The following is a 20,202-nucleotide window of genomic DNA, read 5'->3' on the forward strand; positions in this document are numbered from 1 at the left end:
TCCAGCAGGTTGACTTGTGTTGCATGAACAACGCAGGTGCTTCACAGCAGAGCAATACTCGCCAGTAACTCTCTTTTTGTCAAGCCAAAGAGAGTAATTTTTGTTCAGCTAGTGTATTATCCACTACGGCCCTTTCCGCCGTCTCGCAAACGGGCGCTGGCTTAAGGAAAGGATGTTCCATGGCCGTAAATGCAGGTGTTTCACAGCGCTTGCTATCGCGGCAATATCGCCAGTGGTGCTGTCGTGATGCGGTCTTCGCATGGACCGCACAATGAAGATACGGTGCTTTTGTATCGTACTTATTGTTTCTGGTGCGCTGTTTTCCGAAGTAAATAATAACCGGAGTCTCTTCGGTAACAATTTACTGGTGGTTAACAACCTTCAGAACAGCAGGTAAGCCCGAATGCCGCCCTTTGGGGCGGCATATTTTAGATTATCCGATTCTGTTTAAAGTCACGCAAAAAACCACCCCAGCGACGTTCATAGAATGGCGCAATATGTTCGGTAATAAAGTGGCTAATTCCTTTTTCCCCTTTTTTTACCTGACAAATATCTATTGGTTCATCGCCAGGTAATGTATCGGTCGCTACACTTCCCGCTGCCTGAATAATTTCTTCGATATCACCATCGGCTTCAATGCCAATAAGTAAATTAGGCTGTGCCTCTTTGCTCTCTTTAATTGAACAAATAAAAGCACGCTTCACTGGCTTAATGGTTTTAAATAAGGTGGTGAGTGAATCAATCATTTGTGCTGGTGGCTCTGCGACTTCCGATAATATCAGCGATTCACCGCCTTCCAGTACTTCCTGACTGCTCAGCGGATTCCCTTCTTCACCAATCAACAAACTGATTTCACGCGGCATAAATTCTTTACCGGTTGGCAGTTTGGCATTAAGGAAGAGCGTTTCGCCAAGGGTCATCTCAAACAATGTGCGAACGGGCATTACGACAAATGCCTGTTCGTCTTCAACCGCCTGTTGAAGTGCTTCTAACGAGGTGAAAAAAGGAATGACGCTGGTGCCGTCATCTTTTTCCCAGTGCTGTAAATCGAGCGCGCTATCTTCAACTACAGCCTCGCCCTGTGCCGCCGTACCGGGCACCCAGACGGTGGATTCCAGTAGAGTACGGAAAAAGGCCGGGCGGTGCGCCGGTTCGATTGCTGCTTTTTCCAGCAGGTCTTCAAGTTCGTTTTTTGTTTCGGACATAAGAACCACAATTCATTCAACGTTCGGGGCGGAAGTGCCTGATGCGCTACGCTTATCAGGCCCACAAGGGAGTCGCAATCTATTGAATTTTCGCAATTTTGTAGGCCAAATAAGACGTTTACGCCGTTAACAGATTGGCAATCGTGCGCACACCCAGCCCGGTCGCCCCCGCAGACCACTGTTCAACCGGCGCTTTACGGTAAGTCGCCGAACAGTCAATATGCAGCCAGCCTTGCTGATAGTTCTCAACAAAGTGCGACAGGAAGCCCGCCGCCGTACTTGCACCTGCCGGATAAGCAGCACTGCCCGTGTTGTTCAGTTCGGCAAAGTTAGACGGCAGCTGGCTGCGGTGGAACTCCGCCAACGGCAGACGCCAGAACGGTTCGTTCTCCTGCGCGGCACTCGCCAGCAAGCGACCAGCAAGCGCATCGTCAAAACTGAACAGCGCGTGATAATCATTACCCAGCGCGGTTTTCGCCGCCCCGGTGAGGGTCGCCGCATCAATGATCAGTTCCGGTTTCTGCGCACTGGCATCAATCAGGCCATCGGCCAGCACCAGACGCCCTTCGGCATCAGTGTTCATCACTTCGACTTTTTTACCGTTGCGATAGGTGATGATATCACCCAGTTTGAACGCGTTGCCGCTGATCAGGTTATCCGCACAGCAGAGGAACAGCTTCACGCGCTTGTTCAGTCCGCGCGTAATGGCAAATGCCAGCGCCCCGGTAACCGTTGCCGCGCCGCCCATGTCCGACTTCATTGAGTCCATAAACGCGGTCTGTTTGATGCTGTAGCCGCCGGAATCAAAGGTGATGCCTTTACCAACCAGGCATGCGTACACCGGCGCTTCTTTATCGCCAGTTGGGTTGTAATCCAGCGCCAGCAATACCGGAGAACGTTCTGAACCGCGTCCGACGGTGTGCAGCCCCATATAACCTTGCTCACGCAAATCTTCGCCTTTGGTGATCCGGTAAGTCACACGATCGCCTGCGACGTTGCTGATCAGATCAACAGCACGCTGTGCCAGTTGCGATGGCCCTAATTCTTCAGCAGGTGCATTGATGGTGTCACGCACCCAGTCGATGATCATCAGGCGGTTATCCAGTTCCTGACGCTGGGCATCGTCCAGATCCGGCCACTCCACTTTACGCGTCCCTTTCGGGGCTTTGTAACCTTGCCAGAATGCCCAGCAGCGATCCGCATCCCAACCTTCACCGCTTAACTGAACATGCTTGATGCCCAGACCGTCAATCTTGCGCGCCGCACGCTGGATCAGCCCCAGATCGTCAGCCCCATTCAAATGCAGGGTAATGCCATCATTATTAATGCTGTAAGTCGCTTTTTCTCCCCAGCGCGCGTCGGCAGGTTGGGGAGAGAGGGTAATCTTCATCGCTTCTGTCATTTTAGTTATCCTTATTCGTTTAACAGCAAAACGGGCTACCCCCAGGCAGCCCGTTTATTCATTCGGCTTCGTCCAGCCAGACCAACAAAATCGCTTCGAGGATTTTCTCGTTGGATGCCTGCGGCTCATCGTCGAAATCTTCCAGATCGCAAATCCACTGATGCATATCGGTGAATCGAACCGTTTTCGGATCAAGATCGGGATACGCATCGTACAGTGCTTCGCCAATTTCGCGGCTATCGGTCCACTTAAGTCCCATACTAACCTCTGTTAATGCTCACGCGCATGGTTGATAGTGTAACGCGGGATTTCGACCACTAAATCTTCGTCGGTAACGCGCGCCTGGCAGCTTAAACGGCTTTCCGGCTCCAGCCCCCAGGCTTTGTCCAGCATGTCGTCTTCCTGCTCTGAGCTTTCCGGCAGCGAGTCAAAACCTTCACGAACGATGCAGTGGCAGGTGGTGCAAGCACAGGATTTTTCACAGGCGTGTTCAATCTCGATACCGTTACGCAGCGCAACGTCGAGAATGGTTTCACCGCTATTCGCTTCCAGAACAGCGCCATCAGGGCAGAGATCCTGATGAGGCAAAATAACAATCTTTGGCATATTAAACCTCGTCCACGGAATGGCCTTTCAGCGCACGACGAACCGACTGGTCCATGCGGCGAGCGGCGAAATCCTGGGTTTGTTTGTCTACGTTTTTAATCGCTTGTTCGATGGCGTCAACGTCATCGCCCTGCGCCACTTCACTCAGGTGAGCGGCGGCAGCATCAATGACCTGACGCTCTGCGGCGCTTAACAGCGCGGCATCAGCAGCCAGCGCGCCGTGCAGACTTTCCAGCACACGCGCCGCTTCTACTTTTTGTTCTGCCAGCATTCGGGCTTTTACGTCCTGCTCGGCATAGCTCATTGAGTCTTTGATCATCGAAGCGATTTCGCTATCGGTCAGACCGTAAGAAGGTTTGACCTGAATAGACGCCTCAACGCCGGTGGATTTCTCCATCGCCGTCACGCTCAAAAGACCGTCGGCATCGACCTGGAACGTTACGCGAATATGCGCGCCGCCAGCCGGTAACGCCGGAATACCACGCAGCGCAAAACGCGCCAGCGAGCGGCAGTCCTGCACCAGTTCACGCTCACCCTGCATTACATGGATAGACATTGCCGTCTGACCATCTTTAAAGGTGGTGAAATCCTGGGCGCGGGCCACCGGAATCGTGGTATTACGCGGGATCACTTTCTCCACCAGGCCGCCCATCGTTTCGAGGCCCAGCGACAACGGGATCACATCAAGCAGCAGCATTTCGCTGTCCGGCTTGTTACCCACCAGAATATCCGCCTGAATTGCTGCACCAATGGCGACGACTTTATCCGGATCGATGGAAGTCAGCGGCGGACGACCGAAAAATTCACCTACCCGTTCACGCACCAGTGGCACGCGGGTAGAACCGCCAACCATCACCACTTCCAGAACTTCATCAGCCTCAACGCCCGCGTCTTTCAGCGCGCGACGACAGGCCAGTAACGTCCGTTTAACCAGTGGCGCGATCAGTTCGTTGAATTGTTCACGGCTGATTTCGCCCTGCCAGCCCGCAACATTCACGGTCACAGAGTCCGCATCGCTCAGCGCGATTTTGGCCGCAATGGCGGCATCCAGCAGTTCACGCTGAACGCGATTATCACTACGGTCAGGAATGCCCGCCTGCTCGCGAATGTAATCCGCCAGCAGATGGTCGAAATCATCGCCGCCGAGCGCGGAATCACCGCCGGTCGCCAGCACTTCGAACACGCCGCGACTTAAGCGCAGAATGGAAATATCAAACGTCCCGCCGCCGAGGTCATAAACGGCGATCACGCCTTCCTGACCGGAATCCAGCCCGTAAGCGATAGCCGCGGCGGTCGGTTCGTTAAGTAAGCGCAAGACGTGAAGGCCCGCCAGACGCGCGGCATCTTTGGTGCCCTGACGCTGGGCATCGTCAAAGTACGCCGGAACGGTGATAACTACACCATCCAGGTCGCCTGCCAGGGCTTCAGTTGCCCGCGCCGCCAGTGCTTTGAGGATGTCCGCAGAAACGCGCACCGGGTTCAGCAGCCCCGCCGCCGTTTCAATCATCGGCAACCCGTTTTCGCTGGCCTGGAATTGATAAGGCAGATGCGGATAGCGTTGCTGGATATCAGCCAGCGAGCGCCCCATCAGGCGTTTAACAGAACTAATGGTGTTGGCGGTGTCAAGCGCAGCGTTAGTACGCGCGTCATAACCCACCGAATGCCCTTGCTGTTGATAGTGAACAACAGACGGCAGCAGGTGACGGCCTTCATGGTCGGCTAACGTTTCGGCCTGACCGCTGCGCACTGTTGCCACCAGCGAGTTGGTTGTGCCCAGGTCAATACCGGCCGCCAGACGACGCTGATGCGGCGCAGCACTCAAACCAGGTTCACTAATTTGTAATAAGGCCATGTTTAGCTTCCAGAAATTAAAAATCGAGCAGTTTTTCTTCGAGTTGTTCGGCACTGCTTCGCAGTTTATCGAGAAAACGCAGCTTACGCACGGTATCCGCCGCCGCGTCCCACGTCTCGTTGTCTAACTGTTCAACCATCAACTGATGGCGGGTATCAAACATCTTTTTCACACGTTTGATAAAGCTTTCCAGCCGCGCTTCATCTTTTGCCTGTTCGATCTCGTCCAGTTCTTCGCGCAGCTCCAGCTGTTCCATCAGGAACGCGGTGTCACGCACAGTATGCTGCTCGCTGGCGAGATCAAAACCGTGCAAAGAAAGCAAATATTCCGCACGCATTAACGGATGACGCAGCGTTTGCCAGGCCTGGTTAATGGTTGCAGATTGCTGTACGGCGGCGAGTTGTTCCGCCTGGCTTCCGCTGGCGAATTTATCAGGATGATACTGACGTTGTAGATCCTGAAAACGCAGGCTCAGCGCCTGAGTATCGAGTTGATAACGGGCAGGCAAGCCAAAGAGGGTGAAGTAATCCATAACATTCTCAGGGCTGCGATCCGCCGCGATAACGGCGAATCAGGTAAAACAAACCCCACGCGCAGGCGACCACGGTGGGGTTATCGGTATGCGCATCAAACGTGGAAGCTTTCGCCGCAACCACACTCATCTTTAACGTTCGGGTTGGTGAATTTAAACCCTTCGTTCAGACCTTCTTTTACGAAGTCCAGCTGCGTACCGTCCAGAAATTGCAGGCTTTTGCCATCGACCACGACTTTCACGCCTTTGTCTTCAAACACGATGTCTTCCGGCGTCGGTTCGTCAACAAATTCCAGTACATAAGCCATACCTGAACATCCGGAGGTTCTCACGCCCAGACGCAGGCCAAACCCTTTGCCGCGGTTAGCCAGAAAGGTATTTACTCGCGCTGCTGCACTGTCGCTCAGTGTAATCGACATAACCAAACCTCAACTCTTATTTTGCTTCACGTTTGCTTTTATAGTCCGCAATGGCGGCTTTGATCGCGTCTTCTGCCAGAATAGAACAGTGAATTTTCACTGGCGGCAGTTCAAGTTCTTCAGCAATATCGGTGTTTTTGATCGCCTGTGCTTCGTCGAGAGACTTCCCTTTCACCCATTCGGTGACCAGGGAGCTGGAAGCGATAGCGGAGCCGCAGCCGTAAGTTTTAAAACGCGCGTCTTCAATGATACCTTCATCGTTGACTTTAATCTGCAACTTCATCACGTCGCCACAGGCCGGTGCACCCACCATGCCGCTGCCGACGTTCTCGTCGTTGTTGTCAAAGGAACCCACGTTACGCGGATTCTCGTAATGGTCGATAACTTTTTCGCTGTAAGCCATTATAAATTCTCCTGATTCCGATACCGATTAATGATGAGCCCATTCGATGCTGTTCAGATCCACGCCCTGCTTGTACATTTCCCACAGCGGAGAAAGGTCACGCAGACGACCGATAGATTTACGAACTAACTCGATGGTGTAGTCGATCTCTTCTTCAGTAGTAAAACGACCTAAAGAGAAACGGATAGAGCTATGTGCCAGCTCGTCGTTCAGCCCCAGCGCGCGCAGCACGTAGGACGGTTCGAGGCTTGCTGACGTACAGGCGGAACCTGAAGAAACAGCGAGGTCTTTCAGCGCCATAATCAGCGACTCACCTTCAACGTAGTTGAAGCTGACGTTGAGAATGTTCGGCGCACCGTGTTCCAGGTCACCGTTCAGGTAAACTTCTTCGATATCTTTGATGCCGTTCCACAGACGGTTACGCAGGCCGCGCAGACGTTCCATCTCGGTCGCCATCTCTTCTTTTGCGATGCGATAGGCTTCGCCCATACCGACGATCTGGTGAACAGGCAGAGTGCCGGAACGCATACCGCGTTCGTGACCGCCACCGTGCATTTGCGCTTCGATGCGTACGCGCGGTTTACGACGCACATACAGCGCACCGATACCTTTCGGACCGTATATTTTGTGGCCGGAGAAAGACATCAGGTCAACTTTCAACTGGCTCAGATCGATAGGCAGTTTTCCCACGCTCTGGGTTGCATCAACGTGATAGATAATGCCACGAGCACGGCACATTTCGCCGATAGCCGCGATATCCTGCACCACGCCGATTTCGTTATTCACGTGCATGATAGAAACGAGGATGGTGTCGTCACGCATCGCCGCTTCGAGTTCTTTCAGATCGATAATGCCGTTACGCTGCGGTGCCAGATAGGTGACTTCGAAACCTTCGCGCTCCAGCTGACGGCAAGTATCCAGTACCGCTTTGTGTTCGGTTTTGCTGGTGATGATGTGCTTGCCTTTTTTCTGATAAAAGTTGGCTGCACCTTTGATCGCCAGGTTGTCAGATTCGGTTGCACCAGAGGTAAAGACGATTTCACGCGGATCAGCGCCGACCAGATCGGCAATCTGATTGCGGGCGATATCTACCGCTTCTTCAGCCTGCCAGCCGAAACGGTGAGAACGGGAGGCCGGGTTACCAAAGGTTCCGTCCATCGTCATAAACTGCATCATTTTCTCGGCAACACGCGGGTCCACCGGCGTGGTTGCGGAGTAGTCGAGATAAATCGGTAATTTCATTGCTCTATAAACTCCGTACATCACTCAATGCAAGGAATCAGGCTACCGGCTGGATGTACGACCGTGTTTACGGAGCGCGATACGCCCCGGCCTGATTCTGAATTCTTTTTATTAAGCGCGTAACTTAACGTCGATCGCGTCTTGTGTGCGGGTGCGTGGCGCGTCGTGAGTATGCTGACGACCAGACACATCCAACACTTCCTGGTTATTAACCAGTTCGCCTAAAGTAATGTTGTTGAGAAAACCGGTGAGACGGTCGCTCAAATCACGCCACAGCGCGTGGGTCAGGCATTTATCCCCGCCCTGGCAGCCGCCTTTACCCTGACAACGGGTGGCATCTACAGATTCGTCAACGGCGCTAATCACTTCGCCAACGGCGATGCTGCTGGCATCTTTGCCTAACAGATAACCACCGCCTGGTCCGCGTACGCTGGAAACCAGACCATTTTTACGCAGACGGGAAAAAAGTTGTTCCAGATAAGAAAGGGAAATTCCCTGTCGTTCGGAAATATCAGCCAACGGTACCGGGCCTGCTTCGGAGTTGAGCGCAACGTCAAGCATTGCGGTCACGGCATAGCGCCCTTTAGATGTCAGTCTCATGTCTTACTTCACCTCAAACTCGCCCCTGCCCGGGGTTTTTATTGTAAAAGTGGGGGTATTGCATAGCAGGGTCAAGTCTGACATTCCCGAGTAATTTGGTCAACTATTTACTTGACTGATTTAGTCAGGTATTTAACCTTCAGTGCCATTTTTTATCGTGCCGTTTGTACCTGTTGTCGGATGCGTCGTGAACGCCTTATCCGACCTGGGATTGCGTGCACTTCCAGGCCTGATAAGACGCGTTAAGCGTCGCATCAGGCAATCACTGTTATTCGGTCTTATTACCTTTATTCTGCTGTTCAATAGAAGCCAGAATCCCGCGCAGGATATTCAATTCCTGGCTTTCCGGGCGCGCACGGGTAAACAGACGACGCAGTTTATTCATCACCTGACCCGGATGGTTTTCACGGATAAAACCGGTTGCCAGCAACGTTTGTTCGAGATGACCATAAAAACGCTCCAGATCATCGACCAACGGATACGGCGTCTCTTCATGCTCAACCTGCTCGCCGTTTTCCTGAGTTGCCAGCCAGGCCATACGCACTTCATAGGCAATAACCTGAACCGCCATCGCCAGGTTCAGCGAGCTGTATTCCGGGTTAGCGGCAATCGCGACATGATAATGGCACTTCTGCAACTCTTCATTGGTCAGGCCGACACGTTCGCGACCAAAAACCAGCGCCACCGGGGTATTTGCCGCTTCAGCGACGCTTTTCAGACCGCATTCGCGCGGGTCGAGCATCGGCCACGGCAACGTGCGCGAACGTGCACTGGTGCCAACCACCAGGCTACAACCGGCTAACGCTTCGTCGAGCGTATCGACGATGTGAGCATTACCAATCACATCGCTGGCGCCTGCCGCCAGGGCAATCGCCTGGGAGTCGGGTTTCACCAGTGGATTAACCAGCCACAGATTGGTTAATCCCATTGTTTTCATGGCACGGGCAACAGAACCCATATTGCCGGTGTGTGACGTCTCCACCAGCACAATTCGAATATTTTGCAGCATTGTCTTTCTTCGTCTAAAGATTATTCGCGCATCTTAACATAAAACGAAGACAGATGCCGATCTCGCTGCTATACTCTGCGCCGTTTTCCCGTTCTTTAACATCCAGTGAGAGAAACCGATGCATCCGATGCTGAACATCGCCGTGCGCGCAGCGCGCAAGGCGGGTAATTTAATTGCCAAAAACTATGAAACCCCGGACGCTGTAGAGGCGAGCCAGAAAGGCAGTAACGATTTCGTGACCAACGTAGATAAAGCTGCCGAAGCGGTGATTATCGACACGATTCGTAAATCTTACCCACAGCACACCATCATCACCGAAGAAAGTGGTGAACTTGAAGGTACTGATCAGGATGTTCAATGGGTTATCGATCCACTGGATGGCACTACCAACTTTATCAAACGTCTGCCGCACTTCGCGGTATCTATCGCTGTTCGTATCAAAGGCCGCACCGAAGTTGCTGTGGTTTACGATCCTATGCGTAACGAACTGTTCACCGCGACTCGCGGTCAGGGCGCACAGCTGAACGGCTACCGTCTGCGCGGCAGCACCGCTCGCGATCTCGACGGTACTATTCTGGCGACCGGCTTCCCGTTCAAAGCAAAACAGTACGCCACCACCTACATCAACATCGTTGGCAAACTGTTCAACGAATGTGCAGACTTCCGTCGTACCGGTTCCGCGGCGCTGGATCTGGCTTACGTCGCTTCGGGTCGCGTTGACGGTTTCTTTGAAATCGGTCTGCGTCCGTGGGACTTCGCGGCAGGCGAGCTGCTGGTTCGTGAAGCGGGCGGTATCGTCAGCGACTTCATCGGTGGCCATAACTACATGCTGACCGGTAACATCGTTGCCGGTAACCCGCGCGTTGTTAAAGCCATGCTGGCGAACATGCGTGACGAGTTAAGCGACGCACTGAAGCGTTAATTTCTCTGGCGGGTGACGTTCCTCACCCGCCCTTGCCTTTCAGGCGCTATTCCGAAATACTTTCGCACCGCTTTACTTTCCTGCGCCACTCTCCCACCATCCTTTCCCGATTAATGGATTACAAAGCAAGTCGTAAGGAAAGGTCATGGTTCTGCCAGCGAACAAACGCGTTCTCAAGATTCTGTTTATTCTTTTTATTTCTGCTTTCTGCGTTTATTTAGTGCCGCGCATCGCCATCAACTTCTTTTATTATCCCGACGACAAAATTTACGGTCCTGATCCATGGTCTGCTGAATCTGTTGAATTTACTGCTAAAGATGGCACACGGCTACAAGGCTGGTTTATCCCCTCTTCCACTGGTCCCGCCGAAAACGCTATTGCTACCGTAATTCATGCTCATGGCAATGCCGGGAATATGTCCGCCCACTGGCCGCTGGTCAGTTGGTTACCAGAACATAATTTCAATGTTTTTATGTTTGATTATCGCGGGTTTGGTAAATCTAAAGGCACTCCATCACAAGCCGGATTACTGGACGATACGCAAAGTGCCATCAACGTGGTGCGCCATCGTAGCGATGTAAACCCCAAGCGGCTGGTGCTGTTCGGGCAGAGTATTGGCGGGGCGAATATTCTTGACGTTATTGGGTTAGGAGATCGCGAGGGCATACGTGCGGTGATCCTCGACTCCACATTTGCCTCTTATTCGACCATCGCTAACCAGATGATACCCGGCAGTGGCTACTTACTTGATGAGAGTTACAGTGGCGAAAATTACATCGCCAACGTCAGCCCGATCCCGCTTTTACTGATTCACGGCAAAGCTGATCATGTTATTCCATGGCAGCATAGCGAGAAATTATTTGCCCTGGCGAAAGAGCCAAAACGCCTGATTTTGATCCCCGATGGCGAACATCTTGATGCCTTTTCCGATCGTCACGGAGACGTTTATCGCGAGCAAATGGTGGACTTTATCCTTAGCGCATTGAATCCACAGAATTAACCTTATGGTCGAAACCAGATAAAACAGCAAGAAATCACCTTAAGGGATGGCATTAAACTGCCAGAAAGTGTTTATATCGATAAAAATTCTGTGATGTTTGTCATCATTTCTGATTAATAGCATTCCATTCACCGTATCCCTAAGCAAACTTTAGCTATTCTTATAAATTATGCTTATGGGAGATCTACAGATGATACCTACACTTGCCCCACCATCTGTACTTTCAGCTCCCCAGCGCCGTTGCCAGGTATTGCTGACGCTGTTCCAGCCGGGGTTGAGCGCCACCACGGCAACTTTCAGCGAGATTAATGGTGTGGATGATGAAATGGTGGGTCGCGATATCAGCGAAACAGGACGGGAGATCCAGCGCTATCATCAACTCACCATTACAACTGGATATGACGGGAGCTACCGGATTGAAGGTACAATACTTAATCAACGCTTATGTTTATTTCATTGGCTACGACGCGCTTTTCGCCTTTGTCCGTCATTTATCAGCAGCCATTTTACGCCCGCGTTAAAGGGGGAGCTAAAGCGTCGGGGGATTGCTCGTAATTTTTATGACGACACCAATCTACTGGCGTTAGTTAATCTCTGCTCGCGAAGGCTGCAAAAACGCTTTGACGCGCGTGATGTTCATTTCCTGTGTTTGTATCTGCAATATTGCTTATTGCAACACCATGCCGGAATCTCGCCCTTATTTAACCCGCTGCAACGCCACTGGTTGGAATCTTGCATTGAATTTCAGGTTGCACAGGAAATTGGCCGCCACTGGCAACGGCGGGCGCGTCAACCTGTTCCCCCAGCTGAACCGCTATTTATGGCATTACTTTTTTCCATGTTGCGGGTTCCCGATCCACTGCGAGACACCCATCAGCATGGCAAACAGTTGCGCCAGTCAATTAACCGTCTGGTACAGCATTTTCGGCAGTTGAGTAACGTCCGTTTCTATGATGAACAGGGGTTGTGCTATCAGCTTTATACTCACCTGGCCCAGGCGTTAAACCGCTGTTTGTTTTCTATCGGCATTGATAACACTTTACCGGAAGAGTTCCGTCGACTTTATCCACGGCTCGTGCACACCACCCGCGAAGCGCTGGTCGGGTTTGAAAATGAGTACAATGTCAGTCTTTCCGATGAAGAAAGTTGTCTGGTGGCAGTGATTTTCGGTGCATGGCTGATGCAGGCAAATGAAATTCACGAAAAGCAGATTATTTTGCTGACGGGCAATGACAGCGAACGAGAAGCGAATATTGAGCTGCAATTGCGTGAGCTAACGATACTGCCGCTCAATATTAAACACATGTCTGTGAAGACATTTTTGCAGATTGGCGCGCCGCGCAATGCCGCACTTATTATTGCGCCTTATACCATGCCGCTACCGCTTTTTTCACCACCGCTGATTTATACGGATCTGACCCTGACGGCACATCAACAGGAACAGATCCGCAAAATACTTGAATCAGCATGAGGGAACGACTTTCGGGCGCAAAAACATTGCCGGAAACGCCACCAATGCCATCACCCAGAACACGCCATTCCCCAGATATTGATACAAAAAACCGGCGAAGACGGTCATGATGGCGATACTGCCGCCCATCGCGACGGCAGAATAAACTGCCTGCAAGCGGATAACCTCACTTCCCTGACGAGCGGCAATGTAGCGCATAGCGGCCAGATGGCACACGGTAAAGGTGCCACAATGCAGAACTTGCACCATAATCAACCACGGCAACTCAGTGGTTGCCCCCATAATGCCCCAACGTACTACCCCGCATACCGCCGAGATCAGCAACATATCACGGGCGCTACAACGGCGGAAAAGCTTATTACTCAGCGCAAAGATAATGACTTCCGCCACCACGCCCAGCGACCACAAATAGCCCACCGCCGAGGCCGAGTAGCCAGCTGCCTGCCAGTAAATGGCGCTAAAACCGTAATAGGCCGCATGCGCCCCCTGCAATAAACAAACGCAGGCCAGAAAACGCCAGTTCTGGCGGACCAGCGCCAACCACGCTGGCCACCCCGTGCTCTCCTGTTGACGGCTGGCCCCTTGTGGCTGAATCGTCGGACGGATAAGAAAGCCGAGCAGCATGGATGCCACGCCCAACGTCAGCAATGCCAGAATAACCCGATAATCGAATACGCTGACCAGTTTCCCCGTTAGCGCCGAGCCAATGACAAACGCCACCGAGCCCCAAAGTCGCACTTTGCCATAATCAAGCGGGAACTGCTTTTGCCAGGTATTCGCCAGTGCATCGGTCAACGGTACCAGCGGTGAGAAAAAGAGGTTAAAACCAACCATCACCACCATCAACCACGCCACATGCGCACCCGCCCAGAAGGCGATGGCAAAGAGCAACGCCAGCAACGCCAGCACACGCAGCGCAGAAATCAGGCGAGAAGGATCGCTGACGCGAGGCGCAATTATCAAACTACCGAGAAAACGAGCAACCAGTCCGGCCCCCAACAACAGGCCGATGGTTTCTGGCGTTAAGCCAATCCCCTTAAGCCAGACGCTCCAGAAAGGTAGAAAAATACCGTAGCTAAAAAAGTATGTGAAATAACCGAGCGCCAACCAGCGCGTGGATTGCAAAACCATGAGTCCCTCCCGTCAGGAGGCGTTAGTCTGGAGTTAATCGAATGTTGGTGCAAGTTGAAAAATAAGAAAATTCGAGTCTGCTTCCAGTACACAGAGCTGGAAAAAATATCGTTAATACCGCTAACAAAATATCACCTAAAGAAAATGTGCTGGATATTGACCTGGATAATTACCAAATTTCTCATCCGCTGGGGCGTGGCGAGGTGCAAGAGTGTGTATTACGTTTAAATCACATTATCTTGCAAAGGGATTGGTTATGAACTCACTACGTTATTTTGATTTTGGTGCTGCCCGCCCCGTTTTGTTATTAATTGCCCGTATCGCCGTCATCTTAATTTTCATTATTTTTGGTTTTCCCAAAATGATGGGCTTTGACGGAACGGTACAATATATGGCCTCGCTGGGCGCACCGATGCCGATGCTGGCGGCAGTTATTGCGGTGATTATGGAAGTACCCGCCGCGATATTAATCATACTTGGCTTTTTCACCCGTCCGCTGGCGGTGCTGTTTATTTTCTACACGCTGGGAACTGCGGTGATTGGTCATCATTACTGGGATATGACTGGCGATGCGGTTGGGCCAAATATGATTAATTTCTGGAAGAATATCAGCATTGCTGGCGCATTCCTGCTGCTGGCAATTACCGGGCCGGGGGCAATTTCTCTCGATCGGCGTTAGGAAAGATGCCGGATGCGGCGTGAACGCCTTATCCGGCCGACCGCTCCAACACCAATTGTAGGCCTGATAAGACGCGGCAAGCGTCGCATCAGGCATGGTGCGCCGAGTGCTACAAAATCGAAATTACCCTGTAGGCCTGTGCATCCGGCATTTTATAAATTACAGCCACTCTACCCGCAACGACATCTCTGAGGTTGTTGATTCACCCGGCGCAAGCGCAATGAGGTCACCACCTTCCGGGCGATGATGGTCATCCGGCGCATGACTCATCGGCTCCAGACAGAAGAAATCAAACGCATACCCTTTATCAAACGCGGGATCGGAGACAAAGATGAAATAGCACGGCGCAGGCGGCGTCGTTTCCATGATGACGGCGTAACCCTCCTGCGGCTGCTCGATGCGGGCCTGACCATTCCATCCGGCAAAACCGTTGTTCACCCACTGGTGCGGCAACGGCGCGAGCTGGTTGAAATCCAGTTCTGGCGGTAACTGCTCGCAAAACTCGCCCGCCAACCACTGCTCCCGCTCCAGCCAGTAACCATTCGCCTGCGCCTGAATCCGCGTTTTCGACGACAACGGAAAATAAGGATGCCAGCCAGTACCAAATGGCAGCGTCTCAGTGCCTTCATTGGTGACAGAGAGCGTGACCGTCAGTGAATCCGCCGTTAAATGAAATGCCTGGCGTACACGATAATGATAAACGCCACAGTGATGTTCATACGCCAGACATAAGCTATCATCGCTGCGCGAGACACATTGCCACTGCCCCAACCAGCCATCGCCGTGTAGATAGTGCGCATCCCACTCAACATTCGGTTGCAATTGATACTCTCGCTCCTGCCAGACAAAACGGTTACCACTCACCCGGTTTGCAAATGGCACTAGCGGAAAACAAGAGGCATCGGTTGCCACACCGCTTTTTTTACCAGAACGTAGCAGCGGCGTCGTATCGCGCCAGAAGCCTTCGATTACGCCGCCCTGGTCAGAAACGTCCAGCTTTAGCGGCCCGTGAGATAAGGTATAGATGGTCATCCGCTAACTCCTTAATCCGGGAAGTTAATCACAACTTTCCCGCACTTGCCGCTCGCCATCAGTGCGTAGGCATCTCCCGCCTGTTCCAGAGAGAAGCGGTGGGTAATGGCGTTACGTGGCCATAGTTTCCAGTCGGTCAGATCGTGAGCGCATTTTTCCATATGGAACAGACTGGTTACCCAGGAGCCAATAATCCGCCGTTGATGGTGCATCAGATCGGCGCTGACTTCGAACTCCACTTTTCCGGTTTCACCAATGTAAACCACGCGCCCCCAGTCGGCGGTGGATTGCAATGCCAGCAAGCGCCCCGCAGCATTACCGGAACAATCGAGCGCAACATCCGCGCCGCCGTGAGTGAGTTCAGCGATTATCTGCGGCAGACCTTCGGTCGTCGCTAAATAACCGTGATCCATCACCCCTAACTGTTTCGCCATCGCCAGACGTTCCGGCAACATATCAACGCCGATGATCCGTTTTGCACCGCGACCTTTCGCCAGCATCATCGCCATCATGCCGACCGGTCCCAGACCGACCAACAGCACGTTATCGCTGCCGGAGACTTCGCCGCGCAAAATCCCTTCATAGGCCGTGCCAACGCCGCAACTGATAAACGCACCATCTTCGTAACTCAGTGCATCCGGCAGGAGGATCAGATCTTTTTCTTCCGCCAACAGATATTCGGCATGACCGCCGTCACGCTGCCAGCCGTAAGCCGCTTTTCCTTTGCCAGTACAAGAGATAGGAAAGCCGCGGCGGCAGTTCGGGCAAAAACCACAGCCAGAAATGTGATACACCAGCACGCGATCACCCTCTTTAAAATGGCGACAGCCTTGCCCCATCGCCACAATTTGCCCGCACGGCTCATGACCGTTGATAAAGCCCTGGTATAACGGTTTATCGGGCGCCGCCGCCGTGGCGCGGTGTTGATGGTAGATATAGTGGACATCGCTTCCGCAAATCCCGGAGGATTTCATTTTGATCAGCACCTGGTTAATCCCCGGCGTCGGCACCGCAACTTCCCGCAGATCGACGGTCGAATTTCCTGGTAAATAAGCTGCCAGCATCGTTTTCATAAATCCCTCATTAACAATACGATTAATTTTCATCCCTGCCGCACCCGCGCCAGGGGCGTTAAGGTTTAGCGTTTCGCTTTATTGCTTCGCTGGGTCAGCAAGATATTCGCCAGGACTGCCACCACGATGATGACGCCGCGTACCACCTGCTGGAAAAAAGAGTTAATCCCGAGCAATACCAGACCGTTACCGATTAGCGTAATCACCAGCACACCAAGCAATGTACCGAACAGGGAACCGCGACCGCCGGAAAGTGCCGTACCGCCGACCACGACCGCGGCGATGACGTCAAACTCCAGACCGTTTGCGGCACCTGCGTTACCAGAACCAAGACGCGCCGCCAACAAAATGCCGGTCACCGCCGCTAATAATCCCGAAAGGGTAAAGATAAGAATGCGCACCCGACGAACGTTGATGCCGCACAACTGCGCCGCAGTGGCATTACCGCCAACGGCAAAAACCGAGCGCCCGAAAGCGGTTTTGCGGCTGATGAACACAAACAGCGCAAACAACACCATCATGATCAGCGCGGATACCGGCACACCGAGAAATTGTCCGCCCAGCCAGTCCAGCACTTCGTTTTCGTTAATTGGCACTGGCAAGGCGTTCGTCATAAACAGCCCCATTCCGCGCAGGGCGCTCCATAAACCCAGCGTGGCAACAAAACTTGGCACGTTAAACACGCCGCGCAGCACCCCGGCGAGCGTTCCCATCAGCGCACCTAACAGCAACACCAGCAGACAAGCAATCGCCAGCGGAACTTCAAATTGCAGCAAAAACGCCAGGCACACTGAAACAAAAGCCACCATCGGCCCAACACTGACATCAATTTCCCCGGAGATAATAATCAGCGTCATCGCCCAGGCGGCGATCCCAATGGTAGCGGCATCGCGCAGCACGTTCATTTGGTTATTCAATGAGATAAAGCCAGGCGCGTTCAGAGAGAAGACCAGATACAAAATGGCAATCACCACCAGCAAACCGATCTCATTAATATGGCGACTGACAAATTGTTTGAGCGAGACGCTCTTGCCCTGCGGCAATGGTAATGACGAAGCAGACATCTTCAGGTTCCTCGGTAAAATTCATCAGTGCACAGACAGAATGGCGGACATCAGCTCATCCACATTGACTGGAGAGTGAAACTCCTGCGAGAACGTACCGTGCTGTAACAACAGAATGCGGTCGCACACCAGCGGTAACTCCTCCACTTCACTGGAGATAAACACCACGCTTTTCCCTTCGGCAGCCAGCTCGCGGACGATACGGTAAATCTGCTGTTTGGCTTCGATATCGACGCCGCGCGTTGGCTCGTCGAGCAACAAAATCTGGCTGGCGGCATAGACCCAACGACCGATCACCACTTTTTGCTGATTACCGCCAGAAAGCGTGCCGATGGGTGTTTCGCTACTGGCAGCCTTAACTGTCATCCGCTGCATCACCTCTTCGGTCAGGCGGCGGATGGTGGACCATTGCAGTACGCCGTTGGCGCTGATTTTTTGCCGATTGGTCAGCACTGTATTTTCGTCAACGCCCAGCCAGGGAATGATCCCCGCTTCTTTGCGGTTTTCTGGCGTATAGCCAATGCCGCGTTTCAGCATGTCGCCGTAATCAGGGCGCGTGATTTTCTTGCCGTTGATAACAATTTCGCCCTGTTCATACGCTTCCAGCCCAACTATCGCTTTCAGCAACTCACTGCGCCCTGCCCCCAGCAGGCCAGCAATGCCGAGCACTTCGCCACGACGCAGGGAAAAACTGATCTCTGTAAGTTTGGGTCTGTGGCGTAACGCGCGAACTTCCAGTACGGTCTGGTCCGCAATCTCCTGAGCTGCAACCGGTGCAATATCAACGTGATCGCGTCCGAGCATCAACGACACAATATGGCGAGTTGAGGTGTTTTCGAGCATCACATCGCCCGCCACCTGCCCGTCGCGCATGACGGTGGCACAAGAGGCGATACGGCGGATTTCCTCCATCCTGTGGCTGACGTAAATCACCGCCACGCCCAGTGCCGACATTTTTTTCACGGCGCTGATCACCAGTTCAACTTCCGCACTGGCAAGCGAGCTGGTGGGTTCATCAAGGATGACCACGCGCGGCTCGCCCTTCATCACCCGCGCAATTTCCACCAGTTGCTTTTGCGCCGGGCTTAGCGTTGAAACAAGTTGTTCAGGACTAACGTCAACGCCCAGCGCCTGTAAGCAACGTTGGGCATCCTGCGCCATTTGCGGGTAGTCAATCATGCCGTTGCGGCGAGGCCATTGACCAAGGCAGAGGTTTTCTGCCACCGTCAGCCCTTCCACCAGACTTAATTCCTGATAAACCGCGCGTACCCCCAGTTCAGCGGCACGGCGAGTCAGCGTAGCTTCGTCGCCTTCCAGTCGCGTCTCGCCAATCCAGATATCACCGCTATCCGGACGTTCGCTACCGGTAAGCATTCGAATGAGGGTCGATTTTCCCGCACCGTTTTTGCCTAACAGCGCGCGAACTTCGCCTTTATTGAGCGTGAAGTTAACGTTATCCAGCGCAACGACGCCGGGGTAACGCTTATTTCCTGCCACCACTTTTGCTGCCGGGACTGCCTCTGTTGCCGTGAACATAGGGACCTCTGCGAATCAGCTATTAGGGCAGACCATCAACGTGCGTTGCCAGCCACTGTTTACCGTCTTCAGTTTTGGTATAGAGATCGATTGGCACCTGAATCACTTTTTCACCGTCGGCTTGTTTATTGATAACCTTCAATGTTTGCGCGAAAACAGCATTGCCCATTTTCTTACCGGAAATATCCACTACCGCTTTCAGCACCTGGTTGTTTTCCAGCTCCTGAGCAATTTCAGTGGTCATGTCCGAACCGAAAACGGCAATTTTTCCGGCCTGATTTTGATTGCGTACTGCTTTTACCGCACCGAGTGTCGCTCCGCCCGATTCCCCCATAATGGCGTTGAGATCTGGCGTGGAGATAATCAGTTTTTCACCGACAGAAATCGCTTTATCTAAAACAGTCCCTTCCTGATTAGCGACAATTTGCGCGCCGGGAACGCGGGCTTTTAATACTTCTTCAAACCCTTTACGTCGTTGCACACAAACTTCAAAGGCTTCGCAATTGATGACGGCAATTTTCGGCTGGTCAATTTTGTTGGCAATAAAATAATCGGCGGCAGCGTTACCCAGTTTTTTACCAAATTCCAGCGGGTCACCAACCAGATATGCCGAGACATATTTATCGACACCCTTTTGATTAATACAGGTGTTGTAGCAAATCACCGGAATACCCGATTCACTGGCGCGACGAACGGTACGGCTACTACCATTTTCAGACACTGCCGATAAAATAATGGCATCGACATTACGCGCCACGAGGGTATCTACAAAAGTACTTTCTTTCGAAATATCGCCCTGGGCGTTAGTTTCAATTAACTGTACCTGTACTGAAGAATCTTTTGCCGCATCCTGAACGCCCTGGCGCACTCCAGCGTAATATCCCTGAGTATCAAGGTATATTGCGCCAATGGTCATTTCTTTATCCGCAGCGTTGGCAAATAGCGTGCTACCTAATAGCGTAGCCATTAATAATAGATTACGGGTTGTTCTCATTCTTTTAGGCATAGTGCCTCCTGTAGGGTT

At 52.5% G+C, this 20,202-nt stretch carries 22 protein-coding genes; 5 read left to right on the forward strand and 17 right to left on the reverse strand.

Going from position 1 to position 20,202, the window contains the following annotated elements; all coding sequences use genetic code 11:
• The first annotated feature begins 271 nt into the window (after positions 1-271).
• On the forward strand, positions 272-397 hold the full coding sequence (gene timP, locus D9734_RS23715) for a small toxic inner membrane protein TimP (RefSeq protein ID WP_252152855.1): 126 nt from the start codon (positions 272-274) through the stop codon (positions 395-397).
• A 31-nt stretch (positions 398-428) separates the two neighbouring features.
• Here the strand turns inward: timP and sseB are convergent, their stop codons facing one another.
• The 11 genes from sseB to trmJ form a co-directional block, all read right to left on the reverse strand.
• Positions 429-1,205: an enhanced serine sensitivity protein SseB gene (gene sseB / locus D9734_RS11270; protein ID WP_130207508.1), complete on the reverse strand. Its 777-nt coding sequence runs from the start codon at positions 1,203-1,205 to the stop codon at positions 429-431.
• 118 nt (positions 1,206-1,323) lie between these two features.
• A complete protein-coding gene (gene pepB / locus D9734_RS11275; RefSeq protein ID WP_130207510.1) occupies positions 1,324-2,607 on the reverse strand; it encodes an aminopeptidase PepB in 1,284 nt (427 codons plus the stop codon).
• A gap of 58 nt (positions 2,608-2,665) precedes the next feature.
• Positions 2,666-2,866 carry a Fe-S cluster assembly protein IscX gene (gene iscX / locus D9734_RS11280; RefSeq protein WP_130207512.1) on the reverse strand — a complete coding sequence of 67 codons (201 nt, stop codon included), beginning with the start codon at positions 2,864-2,866 and terminating at the stop codon, positions 2,666-2,668.
• Between the two features lie 11 nt (positions 2,867-2,877).
• Complete coding sequence (gene fdx / locus D9734_RS11285) at positions 2,878-3,213, reverse strand: ISC system 2Fe-2S type ferredoxin (RefSeq protein WP_001124471.1); 336 nt, start codon at positions 3,211-3,213, stop codon at positions 2,878-2,880.
• A gap of 1 nt (position 3,214) precedes the next feature.
• Positions 3,215-5,065, reverse strand: coding sequence for a Fe-S protein assembly chaperone HscA (gene hscA, locus D9734_RS11290; RefSeq protein ID WP_130207514.1), 1,851 nt, complete (start codon positions 5,063-5,065; stop codon positions 3,215-3,217).
• 16 nt (positions 5,066-5,081) lie between these two features.
• Positions 5,082-5,597: a co-chaperone HscB gene (gene hscB / locus D9734_RS11295; protein WP_000384413.1), complete on the reverse strand. Its 516-nt coding sequence runs from the start codon at positions 5,595-5,597 to the stop codon at positions 5,082-5,084.
• Between the two features lie 95 nt (positions 5,598-5,692).
• A complete protein-coding gene (iscA, locus tag D9734_RS11300) occupies positions 5,693-6,016 on the reverse strand; it encodes an iron-sulfur cluster assembly protein IscA (RefSeq protein WP_000028953.1) in 324 nt (107 codons plus the stop codon).
• A 16-nt stretch (positions 6,017-6,032) separates the two neighbouring features.
• Entirely contained in the window at positions 6,033-6,419 is a 387-nt protein-coding gene (gene iscU, locus D9734_RS11305) for a Fe-S cluster assembly scaffold IscU (RefSeq protein ID WP_000331707.1), read from the reverse strand.
• A 27-nt stretch (positions 6,420-6,446) separates the two neighbouring features.
• The gene (iscS, locus tag D9734_RS11310; RefSeq protein WP_001295373.1) at positions 6,447-7,661 is read right to left on the reverse strand and encodes a cysteine desulfurase; all 1,215 of its coding nucleotides are present in this window, start codon (positions 7,659-7,661) and stop codon (positions 6,447-6,449) included.
• Positions 7,662-7,772: 111 nt separating this feature from the next.
• Entirely contained in the window at positions 7,773-8,261 is a 489-nt protein-coding gene (iscR, locus tag D9734_RS11315; RefSeq protein WP_001241357.1) for a Fe-S cluster assembly transcriptional regulator IscR, read from the reverse strand.
• 268 nt (positions 8,262-8,529) lie between these two features.
• Positions 8,530-9,270, reverse strand: coding sequence for a tRNA (cytosine(32)/uridine(32)-2'-O)-methyltransferase TrmJ (gene trmJ, locus D9734_RS11320; protein ID WP_000940020.1), 741 nt, complete (start codon positions 9,268-9,270; stop codon positions 8,530-8,532).
• Between the two features lie 118 nt (positions 9,271-9,388).
• On the opposite strand from trmJ, the gene suhB reads away from it, so the two are divergent.
• From suhB to csiE, 3 genes are all read left to right on the forward strand, one after another.
• Positions 9,389-10,192 carry an inositol-1-monophosphatase gene (suhB, locus tag D9734_RS11325; protein ID WP_130207516.1) on the forward strand — a complete coding sequence of 268 codons (804 nt, stop codon included), beginning with the start codon at positions 9,389-9,391 and terminating at the stop codon, positions 10,190-10,192.
• Between the two features lie 145 nt (positions 10,193-10,337).
• The gene (locus D9734_RS11330) at positions 10,338-11,192 is read left to right on the forward strand and encodes an alpha/beta hydrolase (protein ID WP_130207518.1); all 855 of its coding nucleotides are present in this window, start codon (positions 10,338-10,340) and stop codon (positions 11,190-11,192) included.
• Positions 11,193-11,382: 190 nt separating this feature from the next.
• Positions 11,383-12,663 carry a stationary phase inducible protein CsiE gene (csiE, locus tag D9734_RS11335; protein ID WP_130207520.1) on the forward strand — a complete coding sequence of 427 codons (1,281 nt, stop codon included), beginning with the start codon at positions 11,383-11,385 and terminating at the stop codon, positions 12,661-12,663.
• Here csiE and D9734_RS11340 read toward each other — a convergent pair.
• Positions 12,655-13,794, reverse strand: coding sequence for a 3-phenylpropionate MFS transporter (locus tag D9734_RS11340; RefSeq protein WP_130207522.1), 1,140 nt, complete (start codon positions 13,792-13,794; stop codon positions 12,655-12,657). The two genes, csiE and D9734_RS11340, sit on opposite strands and share 9 nt — an antisense overlap.
• A 256-nt stretch (positions 13,795-14,050) precedes the next feature.
• Between D9734_RS11340 and D9734_RS11345 the strand changes: the two genes are divergently transcribed.
• Positions 14,051-14,473 carry a DoxX family protein gene (locus tag D9734_RS11345; protein ID WP_001087245.1) on the forward strand — a complete coding sequence of 141 codons (423 nt, stop codon included), beginning with the start codon at positions 14,051-14,053 and terminating at the stop codon, positions 14,471-14,473.
• A gap of 159 nt (positions 14,474-14,632) precedes the next feature.
• On the opposite strand, the gene D9734_RS11350 is transcribed toward D9734_RS11345, so the two are convergent.
• Genes D9734_RS11350 through D9734_RS11370 form a run of 5 tightly spaced genes read right to left on the reverse strand, consistent with a single transcriptional unit; the run spans position 14,633 to position 20,184 of the window.
• Positions 14,633-15,505 (reverse strand): aldose 1-epimerase, encoded by an 873-nt coding sequence (locus D9734_RS11350; RefSeq protein WP_130207524.1) that lies wholly within the window; start codon positions 15,503-15,505, stop codon positions 14,633-14,635.
• 11 nt (positions 15,506-15,516) lie between these two features.
• On the reverse strand, positions 15,517-16,611 hold the full coding sequence (locus D9734_RS11355) for a zinc-binding dehydrogenase (RefSeq protein WP_072134363.1): 1,095 nt from the start codon (positions 16,609-16,611) through the stop codon (positions 15,517-15,519).
• A 32-nt stretch (positions 16,612-16,643) separates the two neighbouring features.
• Entirely contained in the window at positions 16,644-17,642 is a 999-nt protein-coding gene (locus D9734_RS11360; RefSeq protein WP_130207526.1) for an ABC transporter permease, read from the reverse strand.
• Positions 17,643-17,666: 24 nt separating this feature from the next.
• Positions 17,667-19,178, reverse strand: coding sequence for a sugar ABC transporter ATP-binding protein (locus tag D9734_RS11365; RefSeq protein WP_130207528.1), 1,512 nt, complete (start codon positions 19,176-19,178; stop codon positions 17,667-17,669).
• A gap of 22 nt (positions 19,179-19,200) precedes the next feature.
• Complete coding sequence (locus tag D9734_RS11370) at positions 19,201-20,184, reverse strand: substrate-binding domain-containing protein (RefSeq protein ID WP_130207530.1); 984 nt, start codon at positions 20,182-20,184, stop codon at positions 19,201-19,203.
• Positions 20,185-20,202: the final 18 nt, after the last annotated feature.

This window comes from Escherichia sp. E14S1, assembly GCF_004211995.1.
Lineage (GTDB): Bacteria > Pseudomonadota > Gammaproteobacteria > Enterobacterales > Enterobacteriaceae > Escherichia.